Source organism: Negativicoccus succinicivorans (genome assembly GCF_018372215.1).
In the GTDB taxonomy this organism is placed as follows: domain Bacteria; phylum Bacillota; class Negativicutes; order Veillonellales; family Negativicoccaceae; genus Negativicoccus.
Map to the genome: position 1 here is coordinate 1 of NZ_JAHAJN010000013.1, position 24,461 is coordinate 24,461.

21 protein-coding genes and 1 pseudogene are annotated in these 24,461 nt (G+C 39.4%); 2 read left to right on the plus strand and 20 right to left on the minus strand.

Annotated elements, in window-relative coordinates; all coding sequences use genetic code 11:
* The 11 genes and pseudogenes from KIB08_RS06415 to KIB08_RS06465 all read right to left on the minus strand — a co-directional run.
* Positions 1 to 1,401, minus strand: a pseudogene (locus KIB08_RS06415) (hypothetical protein); the annotation flags it as partial.
* A gap of 479 nt (positions 1,402 to 1,880) precedes the next feature.
* Complete coding sequence (locus tag KIB08_RS06420) at positions 1,881 to 2,099, minus strand: hypothetical protein (protein WP_303991037.1); 219 nt, start codon at positions 2,097 to 2,099, stop codon at positions 1,881 to 1,883.
* A gap of 198 nt (positions 2,100 to 2,297) precedes the next feature.
* Positions 2,298 to 2,516 (minus strand): hypothetical protein, encoded by a 219-nt coding sequence (locus KIB08_RS06425; protein ID WP_303991038.1) that lies wholly within the window; start codon positions 2,514 to 2,516, stop codon positions 2,298 to 2,300.
* Positions 2,517 to 2,524: 8 nt separating this feature from the next.
* The gene (locus KIB08_RS06430) at positions 2,525 to 2,707 is read right to left on the minus strand and encodes a hypothetical protein (protein ID WP_273259527.1); all 183 of its coding nucleotides are present in this window, start codon (positions 2,705 to 2,707) and stop codon (positions 2,525 to 2,527) included.
* A 6-nt stretch (positions 2,708 to 2,713) separates the two neighbouring features.
* Positions 2,714 to 2,872, minus strand: a complete 159-nt coding sequence (locus tag KIB08_RS06435) for a hypothetical protein (RefSeq protein WP_303991041.1) — start codon at positions 2,870 to 2,872, stop codon at positions 2,714 to 2,716.
* Positions 2,873 to 2,954: 82 nt separating this feature from the next.
* Positions 2,955 to 4,031: a 5-methylcytosine-specific restriction endonuclease system specificity protein McrC gene (mcrC, locus tag KIB08_RS06440; protein WP_303991043.1), complete on the minus strand. Its 1,077-nt coding sequence runs from the start codon at positions 4,029 to 4,031 to the stop codon at positions 2,955 to 2,957.
* Positions 4,028 to 6,427 carry an AAA family ATPase gene (locus KIB08_RS06445; RefSeq protein ID WP_303991046.1) on the minus strand — a complete coding sequence of 800 codons (2,400 nt, stop codon included), beginning with the start codon at positions 6,425 to 6,427 and terminating at the stop codon, positions 4,028 to 4,030. Before KIB08_RS06445 ends, mcrC begins: the two co-directional genes overlap by 4 nt.
* Before the next feature lie 50 nt (positions 6,428 to 6,477).
* Complete coding sequence (locus tag KIB08_RS06450; protein ID WP_303991049.1) at positions 6,478 to 9,600, minus strand: type I restriction endonuclease subunit R; 3,123 nt, start codon at positions 9,598 to 9,600, stop codon at positions 6,478 to 6,480.
* A 10-nt stretch (positions 9,601 to 9,610) separates the two neighbouring features.
* Complete coding sequence (locus tag KIB08_RS06455) at positions 9,611 to 10,813, minus strand: restriction endonuclease subunit S (protein ID WP_303991052.1); 1,203 nt, start codon at positions 10,811 to 10,813, stop codon at positions 9,611 to 9,613.
* Complete coding sequence (locus KIB08_RS06460; RefSeq protein ID WP_303991055.1) at positions 10,813 to 13,572, minus strand: type I restriction-modification system subunit M; 2,760 nt, start codon at positions 13,570 to 13,572, stop codon at positions 10,813 to 10,815. The genes KIB08_RS06455 and KIB08_RS06460 overlap by 1 nt, the downstream gene beginning before the upstream one ends.
* Positions 13,573 to 13,583: 11 nt before the next feature.
* The gene (locus KIB08_RS06465) at positions 13,584 to 13,745 is read right to left on the minus strand and encodes a DUF6364 family protein (RefSeq protein WP_303991057.1); all 162 of its coding nucleotides are present in this window, start codon (positions 13,743 to 13,745) and stop codon (positions 13,584 to 13,586) included.
* A 475-nt stretch (positions 13,746 to 14,220) separates the two neighbouring features.
* Between KIB08_RS06465 and KIB08_RS06470 the strand changes: the two genes are divergently transcribed.
* Positions 14,221 to 15,708, plus strand: coding sequence for a helicase HerA-like domain-containing protein (locus tag KIB08_RS06470; RefSeq protein WP_303991060.1), 1,488 nt, complete (start codon positions 14,221 to 14,223; stop codon positions 15,706 to 15,708).
* A gap of 163 nt (positions 15,709 to 15,871) precedes the next feature.
* Here KIB08_RS06470 and KIB08_RS06475 read toward each other — a convergent pair whose 3' ends face one another.
* The 3 genes from KIB08_RS06475 to KIB08_RS06485 form a co-directional block, all read right to left on the minus strand.
* Positions 15,872 to 16,348 (minus strand): hypothetical protein, encoded by a 477-nt coding sequence (locus KIB08_RS06475; protein ID WP_303991063.1) that lies wholly within the window; start codon positions 16,346 to 16,348, stop codon positions 15,872 to 15,874.
* Positions 16,349 to 16,402: 54 nt separating this feature from the next.
* Positions 16,403 to 18,097 (minus strand): recombinase family protein, encoded by a 1,695-nt coding sequence (locus tag KIB08_RS06480; RefSeq protein ID WP_303991066.1) that lies wholly within the window; start codon positions 18,095 to 18,097, stop codon positions 16,403 to 16,405.
* An 87-nt stretch (positions 18,098 to 18,184) separates the two neighbouring features.
* Positions 18,185 to 18,349 carry a hypothetical protein gene (locus tag KIB08_RS06485; protein ID WP_438362043.1) on the minus strand — a complete coding sequence of 55 codons (165 nt, stop codon included), beginning with the start codon at positions 18,347 to 18,349 and terminating at the stop codon, positions 18,185 to 18,187.
* 613 nt (positions 18,350 to 18,962) lie between these two features.
* Here KIB08_RS06485 and KIB08_RS06490 point away from each other — a divergent pair.
* A complete protein-coding gene (locus KIB08_RS06490) occupies positions 18,963 to 19,943 on the plus strand; it encodes a site-specific integrase (RefSeq protein ID WP_000009490.1) in 981 nt (326 codons plus the stop codon).
* Positions 19,944 to 20,415: 472 nt separating this feature from the next.
* Here the strand turns inward: KIB08_RS06490 and KIB08_RS06495 are convergent, their stop codons facing one another.
* The 6 genes from KIB08_RS06495 to KIB08_RS06515 form a co-directional block, all read right to left on the minus strand.
* Positions 20,416 to 20,745 (minus strand): hypothetical protein, encoded by a 330-nt coding sequence (locus KIB08_RS06495; RefSeq protein ID WP_000359188.1) that lies wholly within the window; start codon positions 20,743 to 20,745, stop codon positions 20,416 to 20,418.
* A gap of 649 nt (positions 20,746 to 21,394) precedes the next feature.
* The gene (locus tag KIB08_RS06500; protein WP_001027813.1) at positions 21,395 to 21,778 is read right to left on the minus strand and encodes a hypothetical protein; all 384 of its coding nucleotides are present in this window, start codon (positions 21,776 to 21,778) and stop codon (positions 21,395 to 21,397) included.
* A gap of 15 nt (positions 21,779 to 21,793) precedes the next feature.
* Complete coding sequence (locus KIB08_RS06505; RefSeq protein ID WP_000039974.1) at positions 21,794 to 22,483, minus strand: hypothetical protein; 690 nt, start codon at positions 22,481 to 22,483, stop codon at positions 21,794 to 21,796.
* 424 nt (positions 22,484 to 22,907) lie between these two features.
* Positions 22,908 to 23,639, minus strand: a complete 732-nt coding sequence (gene erm(A) / locus KIB08_RS06510) for a 23S rRNA (adenine(2058)-N(6))-methyltransferase Erm(A) (protein ID WP_000810833.1) — start codon at positions 23,637 to 23,639, stop codon at positions 22,908 to 22,910.
* 57 nt (positions 23,640 to 23,696) lie between these two features.
* Complete coding sequence (locus KIB08_RS06955; protein ID WP_017650677.1) at positions 23,697 to 23,822, minus strand: erythromycin resistance leader peptide; 126 nt, start codon at positions 23,820 to 23,822, stop codon at positions 23,697 to 23,699.
* Between the two features lie 404 nt (positions 23,823 to 24,226).
* A partial coding sequence (locus KIB08_RS06515; protein WP_303991077.1) for a (2Fe-2S)-binding protein occupies positions 24,227 to 24,461 on the minus strand: 235 nt, incomplete at its 5' end.

Here is a 24,461-nt window from a genome sequence, read left to right on the forward strand (position 1 = left end):
CTTCTTGTCTTTCTTGACATATGCTCCGTCTTCAGCCACTGCGGAATCTGTAACCAACTTATCTATTCCCTTGTCCAAGGCGGTCAGATTTTCACCGACTTTCTTGTCTTTCTTGACATATGCTCCGTCTTCAGCCACTGCGGAATCTGTACCCAACTTATCTATTTCCTTGTCCAAGGCGGTCAGATTTTCACCGGCTGTCTTATCTTTTTTGACATACTTTCCGTCTTCCGCCACGCTTGTTTCTTGTTTAAAGTTCTCGACCGCATCCCGCAGCTGGTAGACATTCACCGCATCCGTATCTTTTGTCCCTGCCGCCACATTGACAATCTGGCGGGTAATGCCCTCTTTTTCATTGCCGACGGATACGGCACCTCCGGTGGACAGAAGTTTGCCGAAAATCTGTCCGTAGCGAGCATTCAGATCATTAATCGTCTTAAAGTCCGGTCTCATTGCCACATCTGTGTCTTGACGATGATCCCTTGCTTTTTTCCATGCATCGTATTTTTCTGTAATGGCTTTTTTATTTGCCTCGGTCGAATTTTCAGCATACGCAATGCGGGCTTCATTGACTTCGTTATATGCCGTCCGCTCTGCTGATACCGCCTCCTGCCATGCTTTGTATCTGGTATAAGCATCTTTATTCGCTTCCACATCGGCTTTCCAGCTCTTGTATTCTTCCGCTTTTCCCAGGTACGCTGCCACTTCTTCTGCCGTCTGTCCTACGGCTCCCGGCATATATCCGACAACACCTGCTTCACGTTCGGAAACACTGCTCGCGCCAAGTGCCACGCCTGTACTTGCATGCACTTCTGCATATCTGCCGATAGCGACGCCGCCCAAAACATCTCCTGTTGCTGCACGTCCTATAGCAATGACATCATCCGCATCGCTATGAGTGCCGAAACCGATGCCGATGCTGTCTGTGTACATGGCAGAACTGTGTTCCCCCAGGGCAACAGCATTTTGTCCCATAGCCTTGTTTTTTGCCCCGATGGCGATGCCTTCATGTACGATATTTCCCGAACCGAGAGCCATGACACCCGACTCGCTCATGACTGTATTATTGGTTCCAACAAGCGTTGCGTCGGCTGCATATTTGAAATCTCCCATTCCGTAAGCCTTGTTCAGACTTCCTACAACTGTAGTCTCATATCCCTCATTTACATTATTCGTACCGACAGATAAGCCGTTCCGGAATTTCGTTGTCGACCCCGGTCCGATGGCGACAGAGTTTGCCCCTTTGGCACCATTACCATCATTATTGATCTGGTCCTCAGAAGTCACGGAAAAATAAGGAACGGCAGGATCGCCAGCTGCATCGACAACGGTGCAAGAAATACTGAGCGCCGTCAATACGGCAGCGCACAAAGCGACAGACTTTTTACCCTTACTGATCATTATAATTTCTCCCTTCCATAACAGGTCGGACAAGCCGTTTACTCAAAATACGGAAAGCAAAAGAAATATGCAGAAGTGCCGCTTTCTCCATTTTTCAACGCAGTCCGGCAAAATAAAAACCGGTTCATAGGACTATTAAAACATCGTATTGCAAATAAATTTTTGGTCGATTTTTGTATTAATATTCCTCCCCATTTAAGATTATACCCCCCAAAATGATGCTGGCAACCGCTTTTGTGCCTGCCCTTTCTGAATTTTTTACTTTTCTTTCCTCGGCGCATAATAAAACACCTGCCCCCTACAAACGGAGAGCAGGTATTTTATTTACTTCCTGTTTTCACAGCGTTTCATGGTTTGATTTCTCTGCTTTTCTTATGCTTTCTCTTTAGAAGGCAAAACGAGCGGAAAGCATACCGTGACAATAAAAAACAACTGCAGGTACTCTTCACTGCAGTTGTTTTTTGTTCCTTTTATTTCTTTTATTTCTTTTTCGGTACCGTTTTCATGATGGAGAGGATGGCGACGAGTGTCATGAGCACGTTGAAGAGGAGCGCCACCATGGCGGCAAAGCGGACTTCCGTATTATCCGTTCGTCCTACAAAGATATTTTGCAGGGGAACAAAGCCGCTTCCGTTCAGTCCCGTAAAAATAGCTGTGGAAAGAGCCACGCCGAAGGCCGCGCCCAAAGAAGAGGCCATTTTGTAAATACCTGCCGCGGATCCCGCCTGTTCTTCCGGTACGTTGGATAACGCCGCATCGGTAGAAGGTGTCGCATAGAAACCGAGGCCGATACCGAATAAGGTGAAACCTGACGGCAGCGATGAGATACTGCCAGGTGTAGAGGAAACCGAAAATAGACTGCCATGCGAAATACAGCGCGCTTCTCACGTTTTCTTTTATTTCATTCGCTTACCGAACTTGCCTTGAAACGCGGCCGCCGCCGCGCCCAGCGCCATGCCGATCAGCATACCTTGCGACAAATCGCCCATGCCCGCGCCGATCATCAGACCGAACACCATGCCGGTCGCGATATACGCGCCCGCGCCCTTTTCATTTTGCGGTTCGTTGGGCGTTTCGTTGGGCGTCTCGTTCTGCGATTGTTTAGCTTCGTCCATATGACCTCCTAGGCCCGCGTCATCATCAGGTACAATTCGATCGAAGAACCGATCACCACGCCGATGAACGCGCCCCAGCTGATTTGGTCAAAGAAGGCGCCCAAAATTAGCCCCGCTCCGATGCACGCCGCCAGCGCGACGCCGAACGGATAATTGTGGTACCGTTTGCGCGGTCGTTTGCGTTGCGCCATACCTCATCACCTCCGTTGCGCGAAATAATCCACCCACGTGCCAATAAAAATACCGATCGCAAGTCCCCACACGACTTCATTCAACAGCCGGCCCAAGATAAACCCGAGCCCCATGCCGAACGCGATCCCCATCCCATTAGGTAAACGTTTTTTAGATTCTGCCATAGCGCCATCTCCCATGACCTTGTACCTTCATTATACGCGCCAATATATTCCCGCTGCGATAAACCCGCGCCAAATGGTAGCATTACCTTCCTGCGGCATCGCTAAAATGTTCCGCCGCTATATCGTCAAGTTGCTTTGCAATCTCGGCAAACTCCCGACTCAAGTCCAGCGTCCGTACACTGATTTTATTCCCGCTCATCAGGTAGCTGTTGTCCGGCTGCAGTTCCTCATCGGTCTTCGCATAGAGAAGCATGCCCGACACGGAATGAGCTCCTTCGCCCATCGCCTTGTCCTTATTCTTGACATAGGTAAATATCTGGTACAGGTTAGGAGAATACAGCGTACGTGCATCGAAGCGTCCTGCTGCAAGTGTATGTGTGTAATACTTGGCGTCAATGATGAGCACCGTTTCCCCCGACATGCTTTCCAGCATGATATCACTCTGCATCACCGGCAAGAGGGTGCCCACGCCGTCATCCAGCGCCCACGGTATTTGTGCAGCGCGCGCCCTGAGCTCCGGATGCTCCCGGGTGTAATACGCAAGAATAAATTTCTCATATAGCCGGCTCATACGTTGGTCGTCCACAAACGAAGCCAGCTTATATTCCCCGTCATCGGTGGTCAGCAGCAGCCCCTCGAGCACCAGCTGACAAATACTGAGCAGCACCCGATAACTTTGATTATTCCGACAGAAATAAATGGCTGACCACGGAATCGTCGAAGGCTCGATCTCATCCACTCGGGAAAAGAAAAGCATTTCTTTTTTCAGGTCATTTTTATGCTTTGCCGCTACCTCGGCATGACGCAATAAGATCATCACCGTGGTCTTCAGCACTCGGTTCAGCAGATTATTTTCCGAAAGCTCGTCAAACTCACATGTCAGTCTCTGCTTTCTGCTAATTTTATTTTGAATGGTACCCGGCAGATCAATTTTGCCGCGCAAATAAGGCAGGTCTTCCTTGCGGTTTATATATTCCCGATAAAGTCCCTGTTTCAGTTGCCGACCGATCCCTTTGGCAAGGATCGCCGCGAACAGGTCATGGATATTTTCAAACGGTTCTGTCGCGATTTTATCATGATCCGTCGGCCGCAAAGTGGTGAAAGCATACGAGAGCATATAATAAATGTTCTTAATAAATATGCTCTGCTCCTTACTCATTGAAATACTCCGTGCAGAATATTTTCCCAGCGTTGCAGCTCGGCGGTATCATCAAACCAGTACTCGCTAAGCATCGGTAAAACATCAAAGTCCACGATGCAACGCAACCATTCTTCCGTACAGGTCTCGTGACCACAGAAATAGCTATGCCCAATGCAAAAGCCCTTGCCGAGTGACTCGTCCGATGCGATCTTCCGGTTCAGCTCTTGCACCTTCTCCACCAACGCATTAAAAGTATCATTGTTCAAGCGTTTCTGATACTGAAGGAAACCGTCGGAATCAAAGGCCGGTTCCATTTCCAAGAAGCTGAAGCGACGCCGCAGCGCGTAATCAATCATCGCCAGACTGCGGTCAGCCGTATTCATCATGCCGATGATATAAAGGTTCTTCGGCACCGCAAACGGCAGTCCGTTATAGGCAAGTGTCGTCTTGAAGCCGCGATAATCTTTTTCGATCAACATCAAAAGCTCACCGAATATCTTGCTCATGTTGCCGCGGTTGATCTCATCAATGATAAAGAAATAATCCTTGTCCGGCTGATTGGCCGCCTGTCGGCAAAAGCGATAAAAAATCCCGTACTTGAGCTCGAAACCATTCTCCACCGGCTTATAGCCCATCATAAAATCTTCATACGAGTAATTCTGATGGAACTGAACAAATTCAATGCGGCTTTCGTCCTTTTCTCCCATCATGGAATAGGCCAGCCGTTTTGCCGCAAAGGTCTTGCCGACCCCCGGCGCGCCCTGAAGGATGATATTTTTCTTATTGCGAAGAACCGCTACAAGCTGATCATAGCGTTTTTCCGTCAGATACACTTCCGCCAGAAAATCGTCCTTTGTGTAGGCGTCCTTTGCTGTCGGCGGCGGCAGTGGATTTTCCTCACGAATAATATCCATAATGAAATCAAATTCGCCCTTCCTCAGTTGGAAGAGGCTCCCCTGCGGGCTGACAAAATATTCCATTTTTGCCAGCTCGGGGCACTCTTTCAGCGTCCGGTAATCAATGGGCGAGACGAGATCTTCCGTTTTTTCAAAATACAGCTTTTCACCGTCCTGCGCGACGCTGATTTTCGCAAGCGCGACGACCTGCTTGACCGGATTGGATTCATAGCCGATCACCATGTCACCCGGCTTGGCATCCAAGAAATTTTGGAATACCCGGCGCTTGTTTCCATTCTCGTTATAAAGTGTGTACGCCTGCGCTTCACCGACCGCGATCCCGGAAAAACTCCAAATTTTCGGATTCGCATTGAGCCACCAGTAGCGAGTCTCCGCTTCCGCCTCTTTCGAACCGACATACAACGGAACCTGCGACAAGTCGACCTGATCCAGCGCTTGTGCCAGCTCGTCTCGGAGCTTCCAAATAAAATTGCCGTCAGACTCCTTGCCCCCTCGCTTGCCGATATACAGCACCGGCCACCAGTAGGAATCATCCACGTCACGACTCGGCACCGGGCAACCGGTTTTTTTGGCAACTCTTTTTGCCAGACCTATCGAGACGCCATTGTAGAAACCCGGCACTTCGCCGTATTTGACGGAAAGCTGCTTGCAGGTCGCCTGTCCGCCGGAGTCTTTTATCCGCCGCATAACGGCAAGACTTTTCTCGGTGAATACCTTCTTATCGTTAAGTAATGCGACCCATTCCGCCACCGTCAGGCCGGGATCATAATCGGTAGGGTACCAGTCTCGCATCGAAACCGGTGTTATACCGGCCGTTGGCGCGTAGTTGCGACGGATATAACGGGCAACATCCGCGGTCAGCGTCTTCAACGCCGGATCAGAATAGCAGGTGTCCGTCAGCTGCGAGCGAAACAACTTCACAAGTTCGGTATCACGCTGCAACGCGTCGCAAATTTCATCATAAAACTTGATCGCATTGCGAATATTGGCGGCGTATGACCGCAGCTTGAAGGAATAGTTGCTCTCCAGTACCTCCGCCGCGGCTTTCACTTCACCGTATTGATAGATATAGTACCGATCCGGGTAACGAAGCCACAAATACACACTGACCGCGCTTTCATTTTGGTAATGTTGCGCGGCGCCGTTCCCATACTTGATAAGCATGGCCGCGGCCTGCTCCTTAAAGTGTTTCATACGGTCATACACATCTTTACTCTCATCATAGAGCGCAATGAACATGGCGCGTACTTCTTCCGGAGCGGCCTTGGCAAAATCTTCTATCGTCCGGTGCGGGTAAAAATTTCGATATGAAAGCAAATCCGACGTCGTATCCAAGGAACGATGCAGCATTTCCGCAAAATCTTCCGCATTGACATCCCAATGCGTTTGAAATGTTTGGATCGCTTCCCACTTATATTTTTCATTCGCCCACACCTGCGGGACAAAATCCTGCTTATACTTTCCCAGTACCTCTTGCAACTTTGCAGCGGCCAACATATTCGTTCCTCCTATACCTTTCGTAAGCGGGTGCAAATAGGTTCACGCTTTTAGTCTTTGTGGTGCTCGTTATAGTTGTTTAAACTAAATGGGCCTTCCAGCAAAAACTCCCGTAACACTTTGTCCAGGTATATCTTGCTTTCAAATGGTCTTGCCTCTCTGCCTTTCATCGCAGAAAGGTTTCTTGTAATTAAGTCAATATCAGCGGAAGCTACCAAGGCGTCAAACCTTCCGAATTCATTGAGGTTTTTTTCCGTTAGATGCAGATTCATCATACTCCGCAATTGGTTTTCATCAATTCCTGTGAAATCAACCAATTCAGATATTTTTTTGTCCAACTCTGACACGGAATAGTCATTGATGTAATCGTTGAAATCCCAGCCTTCTTTGATCTCCAGATCGCCGTTTTCAAAGTCGTGGATGATCATTTCCGCGATAATTTGTCGCTCTTTGGGAAGGCCGGCAAAGTTTTTATGCAGACTTGTCTTGAGATCTTTGAGATACTCTTCGGAAGAGTTTTCATCGAACAAAGCCTTCACATATTTATCGAAATTTTGATTCATGTAATTGTAGTCGATTTTAAGGCTTTCTTCGACAATGTGATAGTTGAAATCAAGATTCGGCTTAACCGGACCGTCTTCTTCGCCCCTTCCTTTATGTACTTCTTTATATCTTTGGTGCAGTACATCGTACTCTTCTTCTGTAATTTCCACCTCCACCATGGTCTCATTTTCTTTGTCGCGATACCTTTTCTTGTCCCAGGTAAACCCTTGCGTAAAAGCGGAGTTGAGACGCTTATAAAGAGCATTAAAGCATGTAATGAATTTTTTTTGCGAAGCCTCCAACACCGGCACGCGGGAAAAGTTTTCAATTTTTTCCAGCGCGAAAACCTCTTTGATCTCTTCGAATGTTCGATTCATCGCCCTAATATTTTGCGGCAGTTTGTCGACATACATGATGTAGGGCTTATCACCGGAATACTCTTTCACGGCATCTTTAATATTTTGCTCCATCAAAGATGTTTTTCTGTAGTAGCGAATCGTACCATGAGGCTTTTCAGGACCATTCAGTCGATTCGTCCGGGAAAATCCTTGAATTACATTTTGCATTTTAAGAGTCTTGTCCAGGTAGAGAATGGAAACCCACTTGGAGTCATAGCCTGTCAGTAATTGATACACCACAATAACAATGTCGATTTTGTCTTCTTCTTTGATGTTAATATATTGGTCTTTTTGCGCCAGCCTTCTTACTACATCAGCTTTGAAGTCGCCATAGGAAGATATGGAAAACGACTTTCCATACATTTCGTTATAGTGCGTAATGATATCTTTTAAGCCGTCATTCTTTTCAATGGAAAAGCCTGTGAAATCATCCGACGCGTCAAAGATGCAAGTCACTTTCAGATTTCTCGGATTATCTTTCAGTCGTCGCCAGTACGCAATCGCCTCTTTGACAGACGATGTGGCGAAGATGGCGGAAAACTTGTTTTTCCGATTCAATTCCACCCATGATTCCAAGATGTTTTCGACCACTTTTTCTTTATGCTCGTCGGTTTCATACGGTCCATTGCCCAACTTCCTGTCGATCTCCACCATCGAGCATTCGTCCGGATTCATATATTTTTTATATATGGCATACGCCGCTTCATCATCGACAATATCGTCTATCGTTTTGGCATGAGCCATATATAAAGCATACTTTCTTCTTAACTCCATCGCCGGAATCGTTTGGACCTTAGTCACATCAAAGGCCAACACATTGTTATCCCGAATCCCATCCGCTAATGTGTAGCGATGCAGTTCCGACCCGAAAACATCCGCCGTCGTCACTTCCTTGGCATCCGTATTGTTGGTTTGCGTATGGATGGGCGTGCCCGTAAAACCGAAGAAAATCGCGTCCGGATAGGTCTTTTTAATATCCACCATCATCGTTCCGAACGTAGAACGATGCGCTTCATCCACGACAAATACTATTTTTTTATTTTTGATTTGCTCGAGCTTTCTGGCGTCGACGGCGCCTTCCACTATATTCGACATCTTTTGAATCGATGTAACGATCAATCGACCGGTCTTATCGTCCGTTAAAAGCCGCAAAAGAACATCCGTGTTTTCTGTGGCGAAAATTTCTTCGTAATTGGAAAAACCTTCAAACTCCCTTACCGTTTGATCCGCCAGCGTAATTCTGTCCACTAAGAAAACAACCTTATCGCAATAGCCGAGCTGCGCGATCAGTTCCGCCGACTTAAAGGACGTCATCGTCTTACCGGAACCGGTCGTATGCCAAATATAGCCGCCCAGTTGTCCTCTGACCAACCAATTATCTCGTTGTTTTTCTCGGACCTTATCCACGATTTTTCTAGCGGCATGAATCTGATAGGGCCGCATCACCTTTAAGACACCGTCGCGCGTGTCCGCAATGGTGTAATAGCCGATTAGTTGGTGCGCCATCGGAATCGATAAAAATTCGGAGCAGATCGTCTTCCAGTCCACCTTGATTTCACTTTCACTATCTTCCCAGTAAAAATAGTAGTCCTCGTTACACGCATCCGCCGATCCCGGATTCGCGAAATACCTCATCTCCTCCGGATTCATCGCGACAAAAATCTGCAGTAACGAAAAAAGTCCTCTGAATTTATGCTCATGCATGTACGTCTTGATTTGCTGCAACGCGTGCGCGATCGGCACGCCGGACTTCTTGAGCTCGACATGGATCACCGGCAACCCATTGATAAGGAGCATGAAATCGCCCCGGCGATCTCTCTCTACCGGATTTTCTTTGGCGAACTTGGGTTGTCTTGCGATTTGGTAAATAGTGGAGCCGGCGGCGATCTCATTGCGATTAAAAATCTTTAACGATACTTCTTTGCCGTTATGCAATGTATCGTTTTCATTTTCTCTGGTGATCACGACCGTCTTGCCATTGATGAATTCATTTCGCTGGTTCGGCGTTTGTAACACATTGATCTGGTTCATCAATTGCGTGATTTCCCCCTGATTGAGAGGAACCCCATTGAGCCGATCCGGCTCATTATTAATCTGGAAAAGAATATCCGCCCAATTACGGATCAAGTCTTCTTCGGTGGGATATTCCAATACCCCGCCCTCCCAACCTCTTTTTCTTACCAAGAGATCCACAATCGCATCTTCAAACTTATGTTCGCTATTAAAAGTCATCGTAAGCTCCTTATACAAACATCTTTTCAAGCATGGCTTTCTTGAAATTCTCGATCTTTGCAATCTTCTTTTCGGAAAGCGCAATCTTTTCATCCAGATTTTTGAAGAAATTGCCGATTAGAGATTGTTCTTCAATAGAAGGCAATGAAACCATTAATTTCTCAAATTCTTCCAGTTTTAAAGTCATTCTTTGTGCCCCTTGGCAATTTGTAATTAACTGCTTTCTAACTGGCTTTATGTTTGCGAAATAATTTGAGAAAGAAACATCTAAAACGTTATCAAAAGGTCGAAATCTTAAAAGGTGATACGAATAAACTAAACTATCTATAGTGTTATAGATTGCCATCGAATGTCCTATATCATCACTTGTTTCTGAAGTTGGTGTAAAAAATACGTCGCCCTTTATTACACTTTTTGCTAGTAATTTATGCTCATCGGCCGATGTTTTCATAAACTCATATATATTATCTTTGCTTGGTTGTTTTTTGTTGTAAACATCCATGTAATTCAATAGATGCACAGTTTTTTCATTTGGGTAGAATTTTTTATCCACTCCTGAAGAAGACACTTCGCCTAAATCACTTAGTTGTAAATAATCCCACTCATCCTCAAATCCTTCAAACCTTACTTTCGGCACCTTTTCCCCTTCTTTAGGGAACATGTCCTCAAGCATGGCCTTCTTAAAGCTTTTAAGTTTTTCGTGTTTTTCTTTTTCCAGCTCCAGCTTTTCGTCTATGTTTTTGAAGAAGTTTCCGATTTGAGTTTGTTCTTCTAGTAAACAAGTCTTAAAACAAAAATCGGTTATCGTCCCCTTTCTAATTGAAGGTGCCGTGGCCGTTGAGCTATTTTTAAGTGCATGATTTTTAAAGCTGTTTTTTAATGTATATATCAAAAATGTTGGGCTTATACATTTGCTGAAATTAAACAACCTATAGACCCTTTGATGCGCGGCATATTTGCCATTTACATAGTGAAAAATTTCTCCGATTTTTCCTTCACCAGGAGTCAATATAGCTTCCTCGTCATACAGGTATTTATTTGATTTCATTACTTCTTCTGAACGAATAAAGAAAGGATAAATTCCACTAGCATCTGCATCTTGTGTGTCCATATTTCCATTGCTAACATCGCAAACTTCATCAACAAAAACACGTATCCACTCGTCATCAAAGCCTTTAAACCTTATTTCAGGCACATTTTTAAGCTTGTCCATTACAGATCACCTAGTAATTCCATAAAGTCTCGAATCGCCTTCATGTCGGAGTCGGAACCTTGTAAGTCGGATAATTGTTCTTTGAGCTCTCGGTTCACTCTTTGGTCGCGTTTTTCGATGTCTTTCATGCCGGATCCATATTTTTCGACAGTGGCATTCAGGTCATTTTCAAAGTGGTTGAAGACCGCCGTCAATAGTTCTTTGAGGTCTCTTCGCACCGGTGTAATCCATTTCTCGTCCAAAAGCTCGTAGATTTCTTTATCGGTTAAGGCTTGCGTTTTCTCCACCGATTTATCTTGTAGTTCTTGCTTTAATTTTCTCGCTTCTTTGTTGTTGGCGGATTCTTCTTCTTTCAAGGCTTGCGCCGTCGAAAGGATGTAGCCATAAGAGTCTTCTGCAAATTCGTAGGCGGCTTGCACGGTTTTATAGTAGCGGTTCATGTTGGCTCTGGTGACGGTGCCGTCTTTGCTTTTCGGAATCTGCTCCCAACGGATCTCTGAATGATCGCGCATGAATGTTTCTTTTTCTTCTTTTTTCGCGCGCGTGTCCAAAAGATAGAAGTAGTCTTTGATGCCGGTAATTTCAGGGGTATCGATCTCTTCGAATAGTTCCTCCCATTCGGCTTTCAGTTCTTTGGCGGAAAACGCGTCTTTGCTGTCATTAAGAACTTTATCACCATCTTCTTCGTCCAGCATGGACACGAGATTGTCCAATTCTCCTTTTATTTCCGCTTTTCGATTTTCCAGATATTCATATCTGTCTTTCAGTTCTTTGAAGAATCGGTTTTGAATCAATGCAAAGGGAATGATTCTTCCTTCCCAATGGTCGAAGACTTCTTCCTTCTTATTGTTGGCCTTGGTCTTGGTCCTGGTGACCTCGACTACGTTTCTGGCGGCCTGTAGTTTTTCTTCATGCAAGGCTTCGATGTCCAGCTCCATGATCGCCCAGTTCTGGTAAAGGCTTTGATAGGCTACATACCGATCTATGAGCGGGAAATATTCCAGTGCTTCAAAAAGTTTGTCTTTGATCTCAAATTGCGCGGTAGCGAGATCAATGCCGAATATATCATCCAACACAAAAGAGCGCAGGTCTTCGACAAAGGGATCGACAATGGCATGGTATCTCTTCTTAGCCTGCTGCACTTCCGCATTGCTGTTGACGGTTTCTATAATGTCCTTATTCTCTAGGACAACATAATCGCTATTGATTTCCTGAAAAAGCTCACCATATAGACCGGGGAAGTTGTCGCGAATGGCTTCAAATTTCTCTTCAAGTTCTTTTTTAGGGATGGCTCCATTCATGACGCCATAGGCATCATATACTTCCGGATCTTCCTCCGAGCTCACGTATCGGGAGATGTTCAGGTTGAATTCATTCTCTTCGATCTCTTTATAGGAAACGAGTCTCGCGTACTTTTCGATGTCTTTTTTCGAGATATAGGCATCGACAATTCTTTGAATGTCGGATTCCTTCAGCTTGTTTTTATTGCCGTCTTTAATAAAGCCTTTCGACGCGTCGATAAAATAAATTCGGTCATCTGCCGTTTGCTTTCTGAGGACCAAGAAAGTGGTGGGAATCCCAGTGCCGAAGAAAACATTCGGCGGCAGACCGATCACCGCCGCGATTTGATGTTTTTTGATCAGCTTGGTTCTGATGTCGGCTTCTTCATTTCTGAAAAGAACCCCGTGCGGCAGAACGATCACCATAATGCCATCCGATTTCAAGTGGTAAAGGCCATGAAGTAAGAAAGCATAGTCGCCTTTCGAAGCCGGTGGCAGACCATATTCTGCAAATCTCGCGGATTCGCGGATAGGGATCGGGTCATATTTTTGTGAATAGGGCGGATTGGATACTACGGCATCCACAAAAACCGGCTCGTAAGTTGCTTGCCGATCTCTTTCATCGAAATACGGATAGTCCAAACCCAGCGTGTCGTCATTTCGACCGACCATGTTGGCGGGTTTAATACCGCGCATGACCAAGTTTTGGCGGCACATGTCAAATGTCGTTTTGGTGATTTCTTGGTAATAGTATTTTACTTTGTCTTTTTTATGCTCTGCTTTTTCAAATTTGTTACCAACGGCAAGCAAAAGAGAACCCGAACCGGCAGTGGGGTCAAGTACGCTGATCGCTTCTCTTTCTTTTAAGTGGTGGTTGATAATCCTTGCGATGGCGGTCGACACTTCCGCCGGCGTAAAGAATTCGCCGCCCTTTTTACCGGCGCCCGCGGAAAATTGCGAGATTAAATACTCATATACATAACCGAGAACGTCGTATTCCGTGTTGATGGTCGGAATATATCTGAGCGCCAGAAGGAGGTTGCGCAACGATTTTGTTCTTTCATTGGAGTTAGGAGCAAGCGCAGTAAGATTTCTTGAAATCGTATCAAAGACACCACCAAAGACATGCTGGGATGTTTCAGGGATATGTCTTTCATAGGCATTAAGCGCCGTAATCAAATCATCTTCTGTAAAGTTGTTGATATCATTGACCCAGCTTTGATAAAAGTATTTCGGTTCAATAAAATAACCTAATTTGTTTTTACAATACGAAACAATATCCTCATCTTCTTCGGTTGTTTTTGCGATCTCATCATGACCGAGTCCAAGATCTTTATTTAAAAGTTTGTACTCTTTATCGGATAGAAATTTATAGAATAAAAGTCCCAATATATAATCTTTGTACGTATACGCTTCCACATTGCCTCGAAGATCTTCCACCGTAGACCAAAGTGTACTTGCTAATTTCTGTTTGTCCATGCTTCCTCCTATTAATTCTTCATGTCTTCTTTTATCTCTTGGAGTTCGTTCCAAATCCAGTCTTCAATCGCTCCGGAAACCGATGTGTGTTTCTTCTTGGCATATCTTTTAATCTTCTCATGCGATTTGGGTGTAAGGGAGATGGTAACTTTCTTTTTATTTTCTTTTGTCATCGTAGAGGCTCCTAGAATACTATTTAATTCATACATACTTGTTATGTATAATCATATCACTTATTCCCTTTTAAAAACATGATGAGGCTTTTCTCTACGGTATATATCAGATGGTAACCCCCTCTTGTTTTTTACACATAGATATTTTCCCAAAAAGAACCCCCCCGGAAATGAATCCGAGGTTTTTCTTTCGTTTTATTTTTTTCATCTTATGGGTCACCATGCACACGTGATTCTTTTTACCATCATCTGCATAGCGCCTGATAGGTTAAAGATGATCTTCGTCAACACGCCGCGACAATAATGCCACCGTTTCGATATGGCTTGAGTGGTCAGCATGGATAAAATTCTAATTTCTTCAAAGGCCATGTATAAATAAAAACTCTTTTCCATCTTTGTCAGGATATTTTTATGATCCGGGTCTTCCCTATATATTAATTTGTTATAATGAAATTAGATATGAAAGGAGCTTGTCATGGACAAAATTTTGATTGGCAAAGGGAATACGGAAAATTATATTCTTTTAAATAAAGTGAATCGACACGGACTGATCAGCGGCGCTACCGGAACCGGCAAAACCGTCACTCTAAAGGTGCTTACGGAAGGTCTCTCTGACGCCGGGGTTCCGACCATTCTTGCGGATGTGAAGGGCGATCTTGCAAATATTTCAAAGCCCGGCGCGATGAATGACAAGTTAAATGCAAGGCTTGAAGAACTTGGTATTCCTACTTTTGATTTTAAAAATTATCCTGTGAATATGTGGGATGTCTACGGCGAAAAAGGTATTCCTCTCAGAGTTACTGTTTCTGAGATGGGTCCTCTTATGCTCGCAAATATTTTGGAGCTTAACGATACGCAGACCGGGGTGTTAAATATTGTTTTCAAAGTTGCCGACAGCGAGGGTCTTCTGCTTATCGATCTAAAGGATCTTAAACAGGTGATCCATTTCGTCGGTGAACATAGGGACGAGATTAGTAAGACCTACGGCAATGTGGCCGCTCAAAGTCTCTCTGCCATTTCCAGAAAACTTTTATTTATTGAAGATGCCGGCGGCGATCTGTTCTTCGGGGAGCCCGCTATCGATATCGGCGACCTTATCAGAACAGATGCAAGCGGCAAGGGTGTGGTAAATATTTTAAATGCCACGAAGCTGATTTCAAATCCGCTTCTCTACTCCATGCTTCTTCTGTACTTGCTTTCGGAAATCTATGAAAACTTCCCCGAGGTTGGAGATTTAGACAAACCGAAGCTTGTGTTCTTCTTTGACGAAGCGCATTTACTCTTTAACAACACGCCAAAAGTTTTGCAGGATAAGATTATCCAAGTGGTTCGTCTCGTACGTAGTAAGGGTGTGGGGGTATTTTTCATCACGCAAAATCCTCTCGATGTGCCGGAATCCGTTTCGTCACAACTTTCCAACCGAATCGTCCATCAACTAAGGGCTTATTCTCCAAAGGAACTGAAGGCGATAAATGCTGTGGCAGACACATTTCGACAGGATGAGTCCATGGATATCAAAGAAGAAATCATCAATCTTAGGACCGGTGAAGCCTTGGTTTCATTTGCCGATGAAAGCGGCGCGCCAACCGTGGCAGACAAGGCGCTGATCCTTCCACCCCACTCATCCTTTGCGACACTAACCGATGAGGAGTATAGGGCCTTGGTTAATTCCTCGCTTCTTTATACAAAGTACAAGGAACCCATCGATAGAGAATCCGCTTACGAAGTTCTTTTAAAAAGAATTGAAAAAGAAAAATGGGAAGCGGAGAAAGAAAAATCAGAAGCCGAAAGACAGAAGGAACTTGAAGCGCAAAGAAAAGAACTCGAACGAGCACAAAAGTCCGGCCGCAGCCAAAAGACGTATATCGATAAAGGCATCGACTCCATGCTCGGCACCATTACGAGAACCATTGGTCGTGAAATCGCAAGAGGCTTCCTGGGTTCCATGATAAAAAGAAGATAAGATAAAAAAGACCGGAAATGAATTTCCGGTCTTTTTATGTACGTATCGGCATGAGCTTCGTCAGTGCTCGGGGTTATAGTACATATCTCAGCGATTATCTTGATCAGCGTCTGCCACGGTTCTTTGTTTTTGCTTTTTAATATCCTGTTCTCAAAAAAACGTTTTAAATACGGCTCAAGTATTCCGCCCCCCATGCGGATACTAATAAAAAGAAGCCAAAGAAACATAAATTTGAGATAAATGCATCTTCCCAATTGCTTAATTCATGAATGTGCCAAAAATGCTTGTATTCAGAGATGACAAATAAATACATTATTACCGATACTATTGCCAGTCCGTGCATAAACAAAAGCCATGAAGACTGTATCGTTATGGCTACCCAATACGCAATCATGATGATTAACCAGAGGAAAACAGAAGAGTAAAGTCGATATTTTCTATTTCCCCGTGTTTTGAAAAATGCCAAAAAGTGAAATGCCGCTAACCACCCTAATCCTATTGCAAGTATGATTATGAAATTTTCTTCATTGCTCATCGCGCCATGCCGAGTTTGTATGCTCAACCAAGATGACACATACACTATCAACACAAATGAAACCGCTATCAGCAATATTCGTATAACTCCATTCATCGTAATCATAATCAATCCTACGGCCTCAATGTTCCGGTAAATTCCAATTCCTCTTTTGTTATTTCAATCGACATGATCTCCATCAGTACGACGAGACAATAACGCCACCGTTTCGACATTGTCTTTATTGTCCAAACTAAAGTCAATGTCATAATCTATGAGCGGAAGCTTGAAAACAACCGATTTTATCCAAGTGCTTTTTTCTGTTTTTTCATCATAAATTTGAATTTCTTCTATCAATTCATTAAGTAATCTCTTTTTGTCGATATCTGAAAGGACTGTATAAAGGCTATTAAAATTAACAAGTATTTTATAAATATTATCAGAAGTTATTTTTTCTTCAAGGATCGCCTCTTTCCTTTTTCTGCTATCATTTAACTGCATTTCTGCATATTCTAACTGATCATATATTGCATCAAGTCTGAGATTTAAATCAGTATATTTTCTATCATAATGTTTATCTTCAAAATTTAAAGAGTCTATTTGATTAATTAGTGATGCTTTTGTACCTGTTAATTGCCTAATCTTCGCTAAGTGTTTATTAATAACTTCGTCAATTTCTTTTGTATCTATTTGAATATTGATTTTTTCTTCAATTTTTTTGGCAAAAGTAGGATTGCTAACTATTTGAGTAATTATTGTTTCTACTTCTTTTTCAATTAATTCAGCCCTAATTTGTTTATTAAAAGTACATTTATGTCCATTCATCATTTGTCGATGTTTACATCCGTAATAGTAATAATCTTTGTAATGCTCTCCTTCTTTGTTTTTATTACGTTTACGGCTTTTATTTCCATATAAACCAGCACTACAATATGGGCATTTTATTAGATTTGATAAGATATGAACTCTCTCATCTTTTTCTCTATTTATCTTCTCATACTTTTTAGCTTGAGATTTTCTTTTTTCCTGAACTGTATTCCATAACTCATCGTCAATTAAAGGTTCATGATTTCCTTGAGCTATAATATAATGATCAGATTTTTCTAATTTAATTTTACCAGTATTTTTATCTTTATTCGTTTTTCTTCTTCCATATGTAATTTTCCCATTATATACGGGATTATCCAATATTTGTCTTATTAAACTAGCTGAAAAATATGGATTCTTGCCATTTTGTCTTATAGGTTTATTAATACCTAAAGAAACTAAATACTTAGATACTCCATTGGCTCCCATATCTGAATTAGCATATAAATCAAAAATCATCCTTACTGCTTTAGCTTCATCTTCATTAACAACTAATTCTCCATTATCTAATGAATAGCCAATTGGAGCAAAACCACCATTCCATTTACCTTCTCTAGCCTTTTGTTTTCGACCTTCCATAGTTTGAGAAAGTATATTTTCACGTTCCATTTCTGCTACTGCTGAAAGAATTGTTATAACAAGTTTTCCAGAATCTTTAGAGCTGTCTAAACTATCATCAACACAAATTAGATTTACATTATGATTTTCCATGATTTGTAATGACTGCAATACATCCGCTGCATTTCTTCCAAATCTTGATAATTTAAAAACCATTACATAATCAACTTTATCTTTTTCAGCTTCTATATCATTAAGCATAGCTATGAATTCATTTCTACCTGAAATAGATGTTCCTGATTTTCCAGCATCTTTATAGGTTTTTATTGTTTCTATATCATAAGCTTTTGCATACTGTTTTATTCTTTCTTCCTGAGCATCAAGTGAGTAACCATCAATCTGCATAGATGTTGACACTCTTGTATATACATACGCTTTTTTCTTTTTCATTTTTCCACCTTTAGTTTGGACATATTTTCACGTTATAGTTATACCTACATTTTACATAAGTCTTAATATAAAAGTCAATGCAGTAGCCTAATCCGAAGAATTAATATTATCCTCATTTTTATTTTTTTCTGAAAGTCTTGGCGGTACTTCCAATTTTTCAAAGTCTATTTGATCTACATACTTTTCTATTAATTCTTGAAGAAGCACAGCCAAAGAATCTAATTGATTATTTTTATTTGACATATTATCCAAGTTGAAATCCTCCGATATTTTAATTTCAACTTGTATATGTCAGAAATTTTTTTAGAACTTACCTAATAATCTAATTTACAAAAAATACTATTAATTTATTTACTCACAAAAAATCTGTTTATACGCTCCATTTATGGACGTATAAACAGATTTAGGGTATTTACCAAGGATAAGTTTTTAAACTCTTTTGTTATTAAGAACCTTTTCTGACAAATTATAAATAGAAGATTGATGGTATGGAGAAAATAAAAAAGATAAGTGATCAAAAATGAGGAAACAAAGAGAGGAAGTCGCAAAATATGAAGTAAGAAAAAAATAAAAAAGATTTATAGAGCAAAAATTTTAAGTATGTAAAAAAATGTATAGTGTAGGAATTCACTTACAAAAGCATTAAATAGCAAGCCAAGCTATCAATCTAAAAATGTGTACTTTAGAGCAAGCCAAGCTCTTTAAAAAATGTGTTTTGTCTTAGATTGGACAACTTAGAAGCTTCTACGGACTCGGTAGTATAAAAAGCTTAGTCTTAACAATTAGAGTAACAAATAAGGCTCTAGAATCGTTTTTAAGAGCTTTAATTTTAAAAAGATAGTTATATATTTGAAAGGAGCATTCTATGTCTTTTAATATCACAAACAAAGCTTTTAACAAAGAATTTGGAATAATAGATGAAGAAAAGAAAAAAACTAAAAAATGGGATAAAAGAAAGCAAAAAAACATTTTAAAAAATCAGATTTATGATAGATTAACAAGAATGTTAAATGATGGTATGAGTACATCAAGAAATGACGATAAAAATGATTTATCAACTACAACAATAAATAAAATTTATAGCGTTACAACTTATAAGACATACAAAAAACAATGTTATAAATTTGCAGAATTTTTGAAAGAAAATTATCCTGAAATAAAGAAAATGCAACAAGTTAAAACAGAACACGTAAATGAATATCTGAAAAACTTAACAAATCAAGACTTATCTGCTTACTCAATTAGCACATCTAAATCAGCTATAGCAAAGGTTTTAAGAACATCATCTACAAACTTTATAGCGACAGCTCCAAGGACAAGAAAATCAATTAAAAGAAGTCGATATGAAGCTAAAAGAGATAAACACATATCAGAAGAGCTAGAAAGAAAATTTTCTAAAATAACAAGCTCTACAGGATTAAGAAAAAAAGAAATGGAAGCTGTAAGAGGGGTTGATTTAAAAGAAATCAACGGAAAATATTATGTAAAAGTTAGACAAGGAAAAGGTGGAAAAAAACGCTTAGCTTTAATCATGGGCAAAGATAAAGAAGAAACAGATGAAATAATAAATATTTTTAAAGAAGCTGGAGAGCTTAAAATAGCACCAAAATTACCTTCTCATTATGACAACCACCACTACAGAGCAGTATACGCCAAGAGAATTTATAATCATTATGCAAGACCAATAGATGAAATACCTGGTGGTTTAATTTCAGAAGGAGGAGAAAGATACATCATGAGAAATGATAGAGCTGGAGAAATATTAGATCGAAAAGCTATGTTAATAACCAGCAAATACTTAGGACATAATCGTATTGATGTAATCGCTCAATCTTATCTGTACTAAAATAAATAGATGTAGATATAAAATCTAGGTTTGGAGAAATTGATTTAAAGCTAGTTATTTTCTTATGATATACAACATCCACTGAATAAATTTTAAAAAATTGAAACTGAAATAAAGATCTTACATCATGAAGTATAAAAATGTAAAAAAACTGAATAAAACCAATTTACAGAGAAGTATTATATCGAACTTTCTATTTATAAAATAGCTACTAATGAAATTTTAGAAATCTATAAAATATTACCAAACATAAAAGAAATATTAATCAGACTCGATAAGTTGCAATAAAAAAGAATACCCTTATGCAAGAGCATTCTTTGAATAAAGAAGAATTTTCTGACCTTTTTCAGTATAGGAAAAACTATGAAAATCACTTATGGGAAGGAAGTGGAGAGATAAAATGCTATAAGCAGATAAACTTATATCTTTTTAAGATTATTTACAAAATTTTACTCTAAGCTTATTATATTACTTAAGGAGATCCTACTAGATGACCTACGAACATTGTTATAGGAAGTAATAAAATCAAAAGGATATTTAATGCCATAAACAACTTATCCTTTTCCTTTACCCCATATACTAAACCTATTAGTCCAATAATTGGCAGAAAAACATTAATGTGAAATTTATAATAATCTTTATGAATTTCATGAGCATCTATATAATTACTTGATTTGATTTTTATTTCACATCCACCATTAAATTTACAAACAACTTCATAAATACCATCACTGGAAAAATTTAATGGATATTCAACATTTTCATCATGATTTATAACTCCAATATATGCCAATTTATCCATTATTATCCACCATAAAATTTACTACTATATCTTTTAAGAGACATTTTAAAAATAAAGAAGGTTAACAAAAACAAAAATGTTCTTGATAGTAGTAGTTTTATATAATCATGTTGTAGTAAACTTAAAACTTTTATAGTCATCGGAAATGTAATATATCCACTATTAACTACTAAAAGTACCATTAATAAAATGTAATAGTTTATATAAGTAAACAAATCCTTTTTTAATAGTAATAAAATAGATAGAACTATATAACTTGCAGATAGAATTTCTAAAATTGTTAATACATTAAACTTAATACTAATTAAATACACTTCACCTGTTATAAAATAATTAATTCCTTGAAAAAAAATTTGTCCCAAAATATAAAATATTAATTCAGTCCCCAAAATAATATAAAATATCTTTCTAATATTCTTTTTCTCGTTAATTGAATATATTACCATATAGTCTTTCTGTATACATATAAACTTTTCATTTATTACATTTAATACAAAAATAGGCACCAAGAATATTAAAAATACTTGATGAGTCAAAAGACGAAATAAGGAGTTACTCTAGCACTTTTATTGTTTTTTATTACTTCCATTGCATATTCTTCTCCATCTAGTTCATCTAATTCTTTAGTTGCTACTGCCATTTTCTCAGTTTAATATAGATCCTTGCCTAGCTTATCAAAATCGCTGAAGTTATTTATAAGGCTATAGCAATGCAAGTTGAAACTTAGGCTTACTAAATCTGCCATTGTATTAGGTTCTTCTGTAAAGGTCGCAGCACAAAACTTTTCTATTTCCCTTGGACTGAACCCATCAAATCTTTTCATTAAATAGTTTAGTTCATCTATATTTACATTTTTATCAGCCAGTATATTTGAAAATCTTTCATCCCTACTGCCTTCTATATAACAGTTTGACCTTGTACTCATTTCTATTCCTAATTCATTGCATACCTCTTGTAGTTTATCTTCCTCCATTGGAATCCATATGGTTTTTCTTTTATCATCATCCCTTGATTTTTTAATAGTTATATTCAATCTTTTTCCTCCATTCTATTTATTAATTAAAAATAACTCTGTCCCGTATCTATTGATTAAGGCAGAGTTAATTATTGATTTAAATATATAGTCATCTATTAATTCCCTATCTGCTAGCTCATTGATTCTTATACACTCCTTTCCAGTTGATAGGGTCTTTGCAGTTTGGTATAAGGCATAGCCATTGGTATCTATATCCCGAAGACATATTTGTTTTAAGCCAAACTTAACATTTAAAATATGATTTTCAGAAACCTTCCATAGATTTTCATCGGCAGTAAGTAAAAATAGGATAGCAATAAATCTTGGGGATATATCATGAATATCTAGATCTTGGTTTCGAAGAAAATTATAGAATCTTTCTTTGTGGTTATGATTTAAAAAGATTTCCCCCTTGAAATTATTTGCTAGACTTTCTAATCTTTCCTTTAAATAATAATTATTTATCTTTCCAAAGCACTCTCTGACTAGATCCTTATATCTACATCTATCCACATTGATTTTGAAGTTTGAACCAATGTGTCCACACTCCTTACAATCATCATCAACATTAATCACACCAATCTTGCAATCTCCATCACCCCCTTGGCAATTAAAATAATTATTGATGATTATTCCATTTCCTCTTGGCTGGAAATTTGGAACCATAACCATCAATTGCTCTATTCCTTCCAAGGATGTACCATACATAAATAATTTTGACATTGTTCCCAATCCTTTCTTTCTATTTTTAAGCATAAAAAAATGACGAAGTTTATTGGTCTTTAGTTGACCTAAACTTCGCCACCATATTCTCGATATTTAATCTTGATTTATATACAAATAGATGTATTAGAATATCAGATATTCTAATACATCTATTTGCTACATTTCAAATTCCTTTAAATATTATTTCTTCATTAATTAGTTGCACATATACCTACTATATCAATAAATTTTGAGTTATCATTGACTATATTAGTTGCTATTATCAGAATAGTCGTCGATAACTATATTTTCGTGCAAATATGCAAATAAGTAAAATGATAGTTATGTTATATCATAATAATTGAAAATAATAGAATGCATTTTTCAATGTAATAAGATTAAGCGTTCTCTTAAAGTTAGAGAACGCTTAATTATTTTTAATTTATTGAAATAATTTGTAACTATTGAAAACAGACAAAAATTGTTCATTGGATAATTTATCAAGATCAGTAACATTCGCATGCTTCAGCACCTGTCTTAATTGATTTTTAGTAAAAAGAACATGATATTCCCTGTTTACCCATTTATAAACGAAAAATCTATACTTTTTGTAGTCCTTCTTTAAAATAAATGGTTTATGCCTTTCAAGTACAATCAATACAGAATCTACATTAGGCTTAGGGTGAAAATATGCTCGTGGCACTTTTTTAAGAATTTTTATATCCATTTCCACCATTAACAGCAAACCTAAAGCTCGTTGGGTATTTTGCAACCTTTTAGCAAATCCCCTCTCTACAATAAGGTAGCTATATTTCGCTTGACTATCAAAAGCAATCTTTTTTACAATATCAGTACTAATATTGTAGGGAATATTACCAAATATTTTATAGTCTGTATTTTTAGGAAAGCTAAACTTCAAAATATCCTCATGAATAACTTTTATATTCTGAAAAGGTTCAACTGCTTTTTTCGTGGCATGACATAAACCTTCATCAATCTCTATAGCATTCACCCGTTGACTCATTTCCACAAGTTCCTTGGTAAAATGTCCTTTTCCTGACCCAATTTCTATTATTTTATCTTGTTTATTGATATTCGTATATTTTAATATTTCCTTTACATGCTTTTTAGATGTAATGAAATTTTGCGTATTTTTCGGGTTTTTCTGTTTCATTATAACCTTCTCCTTGCCGGTTATAATGAACTAATCTTAAGAGCTCATTATAACCAATTATTTTTGGTTTAGTTGATAATGAAATCTCTCAATAACAAATATAGAAAACATACCCATACCTTTACCTCCTTTAATTTTTTTCATTATAAATGAGATAAAGTAATATCTACTACTGCAATACATGTACACATATTTAACTCCTCCTTATGCAACTGATTATATCACTTTTAATTTCTCTATTCAATAAAGTTCTGTGCTAATCTACCTCACCCTATGGATTTTTAATCCCGAAACATCAAATGTCATCTGTCAAATGCCCTATTTAAAAGGGTCAAAAAACGGTATTTTTTAGCCTGTTTTTGACCCGATTTTCGTACTCAAACCACTACATGTTGTGGTTGACTCCTATTATTCCTTGTCCAAACCACAATACGTCATCAGAATTGCTGCTTCAACGTGTGTCGAGTTGCCTTGATAGCTATCAAAACTGCATTCTCAACCCCTAAGGTTATGGGGAACATATCCACGCTCGTAGATGGAAACATATCAAAGATTGGCTCTCGTTTGTAGGAACATATCGACTGTAATTATTTCATTTTCAAGCCTTTATCGATAGCTTCCTGAATAATCTTATGACAACAAACTCCCAACGGATTGTTTTCTTTACAATTAGGATTTTTCATTGCCCCAGTGATGGCATTTACTTCTTTTACGGATTTCGCGCCATGCTTTACAACTGCTTCAATTACCTGATTTTCTGTGACTTCGCTACAATAACAAGCATACTTAGGATCTGCATCTTTCTTAAACCAGATAGGAACT

Bases quoted from the DNA above. Each gene is read 5' to 3' on its own strand.
- KIB08_RS06420 (WP_303991037.1), bottom strand. From the start codon at position 2,099: ATGGCCTCTTCTTTGGGCGCGGCCTTCGGCGTGGCTCTTTCCACAGCT.
- KIB08_RS06460 (WP_303991055.1), bottom strand. From the start codon at position 13,572: ATGGACAAACAGAAATTAGCAAGTACACTTTGGTCTACGGTGGAAGAT.
- KIB08_RS06445 (WP_303991046.1), bottom strand. From the start codon at position 6,427: ATGTTGGCCGCTGCAAAGTTGCAAGAGGTACTGGGAAAGTATAAGCAG.
- KIB08_RS06470 (WP_303991060.1), top strand. From the start codon at position 14,221: ATGGACAAAATTTTGATTGGCAAAGGGAATACGGAAAATTATATTCTT.
- KIB08_RS06455 (WP_303991052.1), bottom strand. From the start codon at position 10,813: ATGGACAAGCTTAAAAATGTGCCTGAAATAAGGTTTAAAGGCTTTGAT.
- KIB08_RS06475 (WP_303991063.1), bottom strand. From the start codon at position 16,348: ATGATTACGATGAATGGAGTTATACGAATATTGCTGATAGCGGTTTCA.
- mcrC (WP_303991043.1), bottom strand. From the start codon at position 4,031: ATGAGTAAGGAGCAGAGCATATTTATTAAGAACATTTATTATATGCTC.
- KIB08_RS06480 (WP_303991066.1), bottom strand. From the start codon at position 18,097: ATGAAAAAGAAAAAAGCGTATGTATATACAAGAGTGTCAACATCTATG.
- KIB08_RS06505 (WP_000039974.1), bottom strand. From the start codon at position 22,483: ATGTCAAAATTATTTATGTATGGTACATCCTTGGAAGGAATAGAGCAA.
- KIB08_RS06425 (WP_303991038.1), bottom strand. From the start codon at position 2,516: ATGGACGAAGCTAAACAATCGCAGAACGAGACGCCCAACGAAACGCCC.
- KIB08_RS06450 (WP_303991049.1), bottom strand. From the start codon at position 9,600: ATGACTTTTAATAGCGAACATAAGTTTGAAGATGCGATTGTGGATCTC.
- KIB08_RS06490 (WP_000009490.1), top strand. From the start codon at position 18,963: ATGTCTTTTAATATCACAAACAAAGCTTTTAACAAAGAATTTGGAATA.
- KIB08_RS06430 (WP_273259527.1), bottom strand. From the start codon at position 2,707: ATGGCGCAACGCAAACGACCGCGCAAACGGTACCACAATTATCCGTTC.
- KIB08_RS06495 (WP_000359188.1), bottom strand. From the start codon at position 20,745: ATGGATAAATTGGCATATATTGGAGTTATAAATCATGATGAAAATGTT.
- KIB08_RS06955 (WP_017650677.1), bottom strand. From the start codon at position 23,822: ATGTATTGCAGTAGTAGATATTACTTTATCTCATTTATAATGAAAAAA.
- KIB08_RS06465 (WP_303991057.1), bottom strand. From the start codon at position 13,745: ATGACAAAAGAAAATAAAAAGAAAGTTACCATCTCCCTTACACCCAAA.
- KIB08_RS06435 (WP_303991041.1), bottom strand. From the start codon at position 2,872: ATGGCAGAATCTAAAAAACGTTTACCTAATGGGATGGGGATCGCGTTC.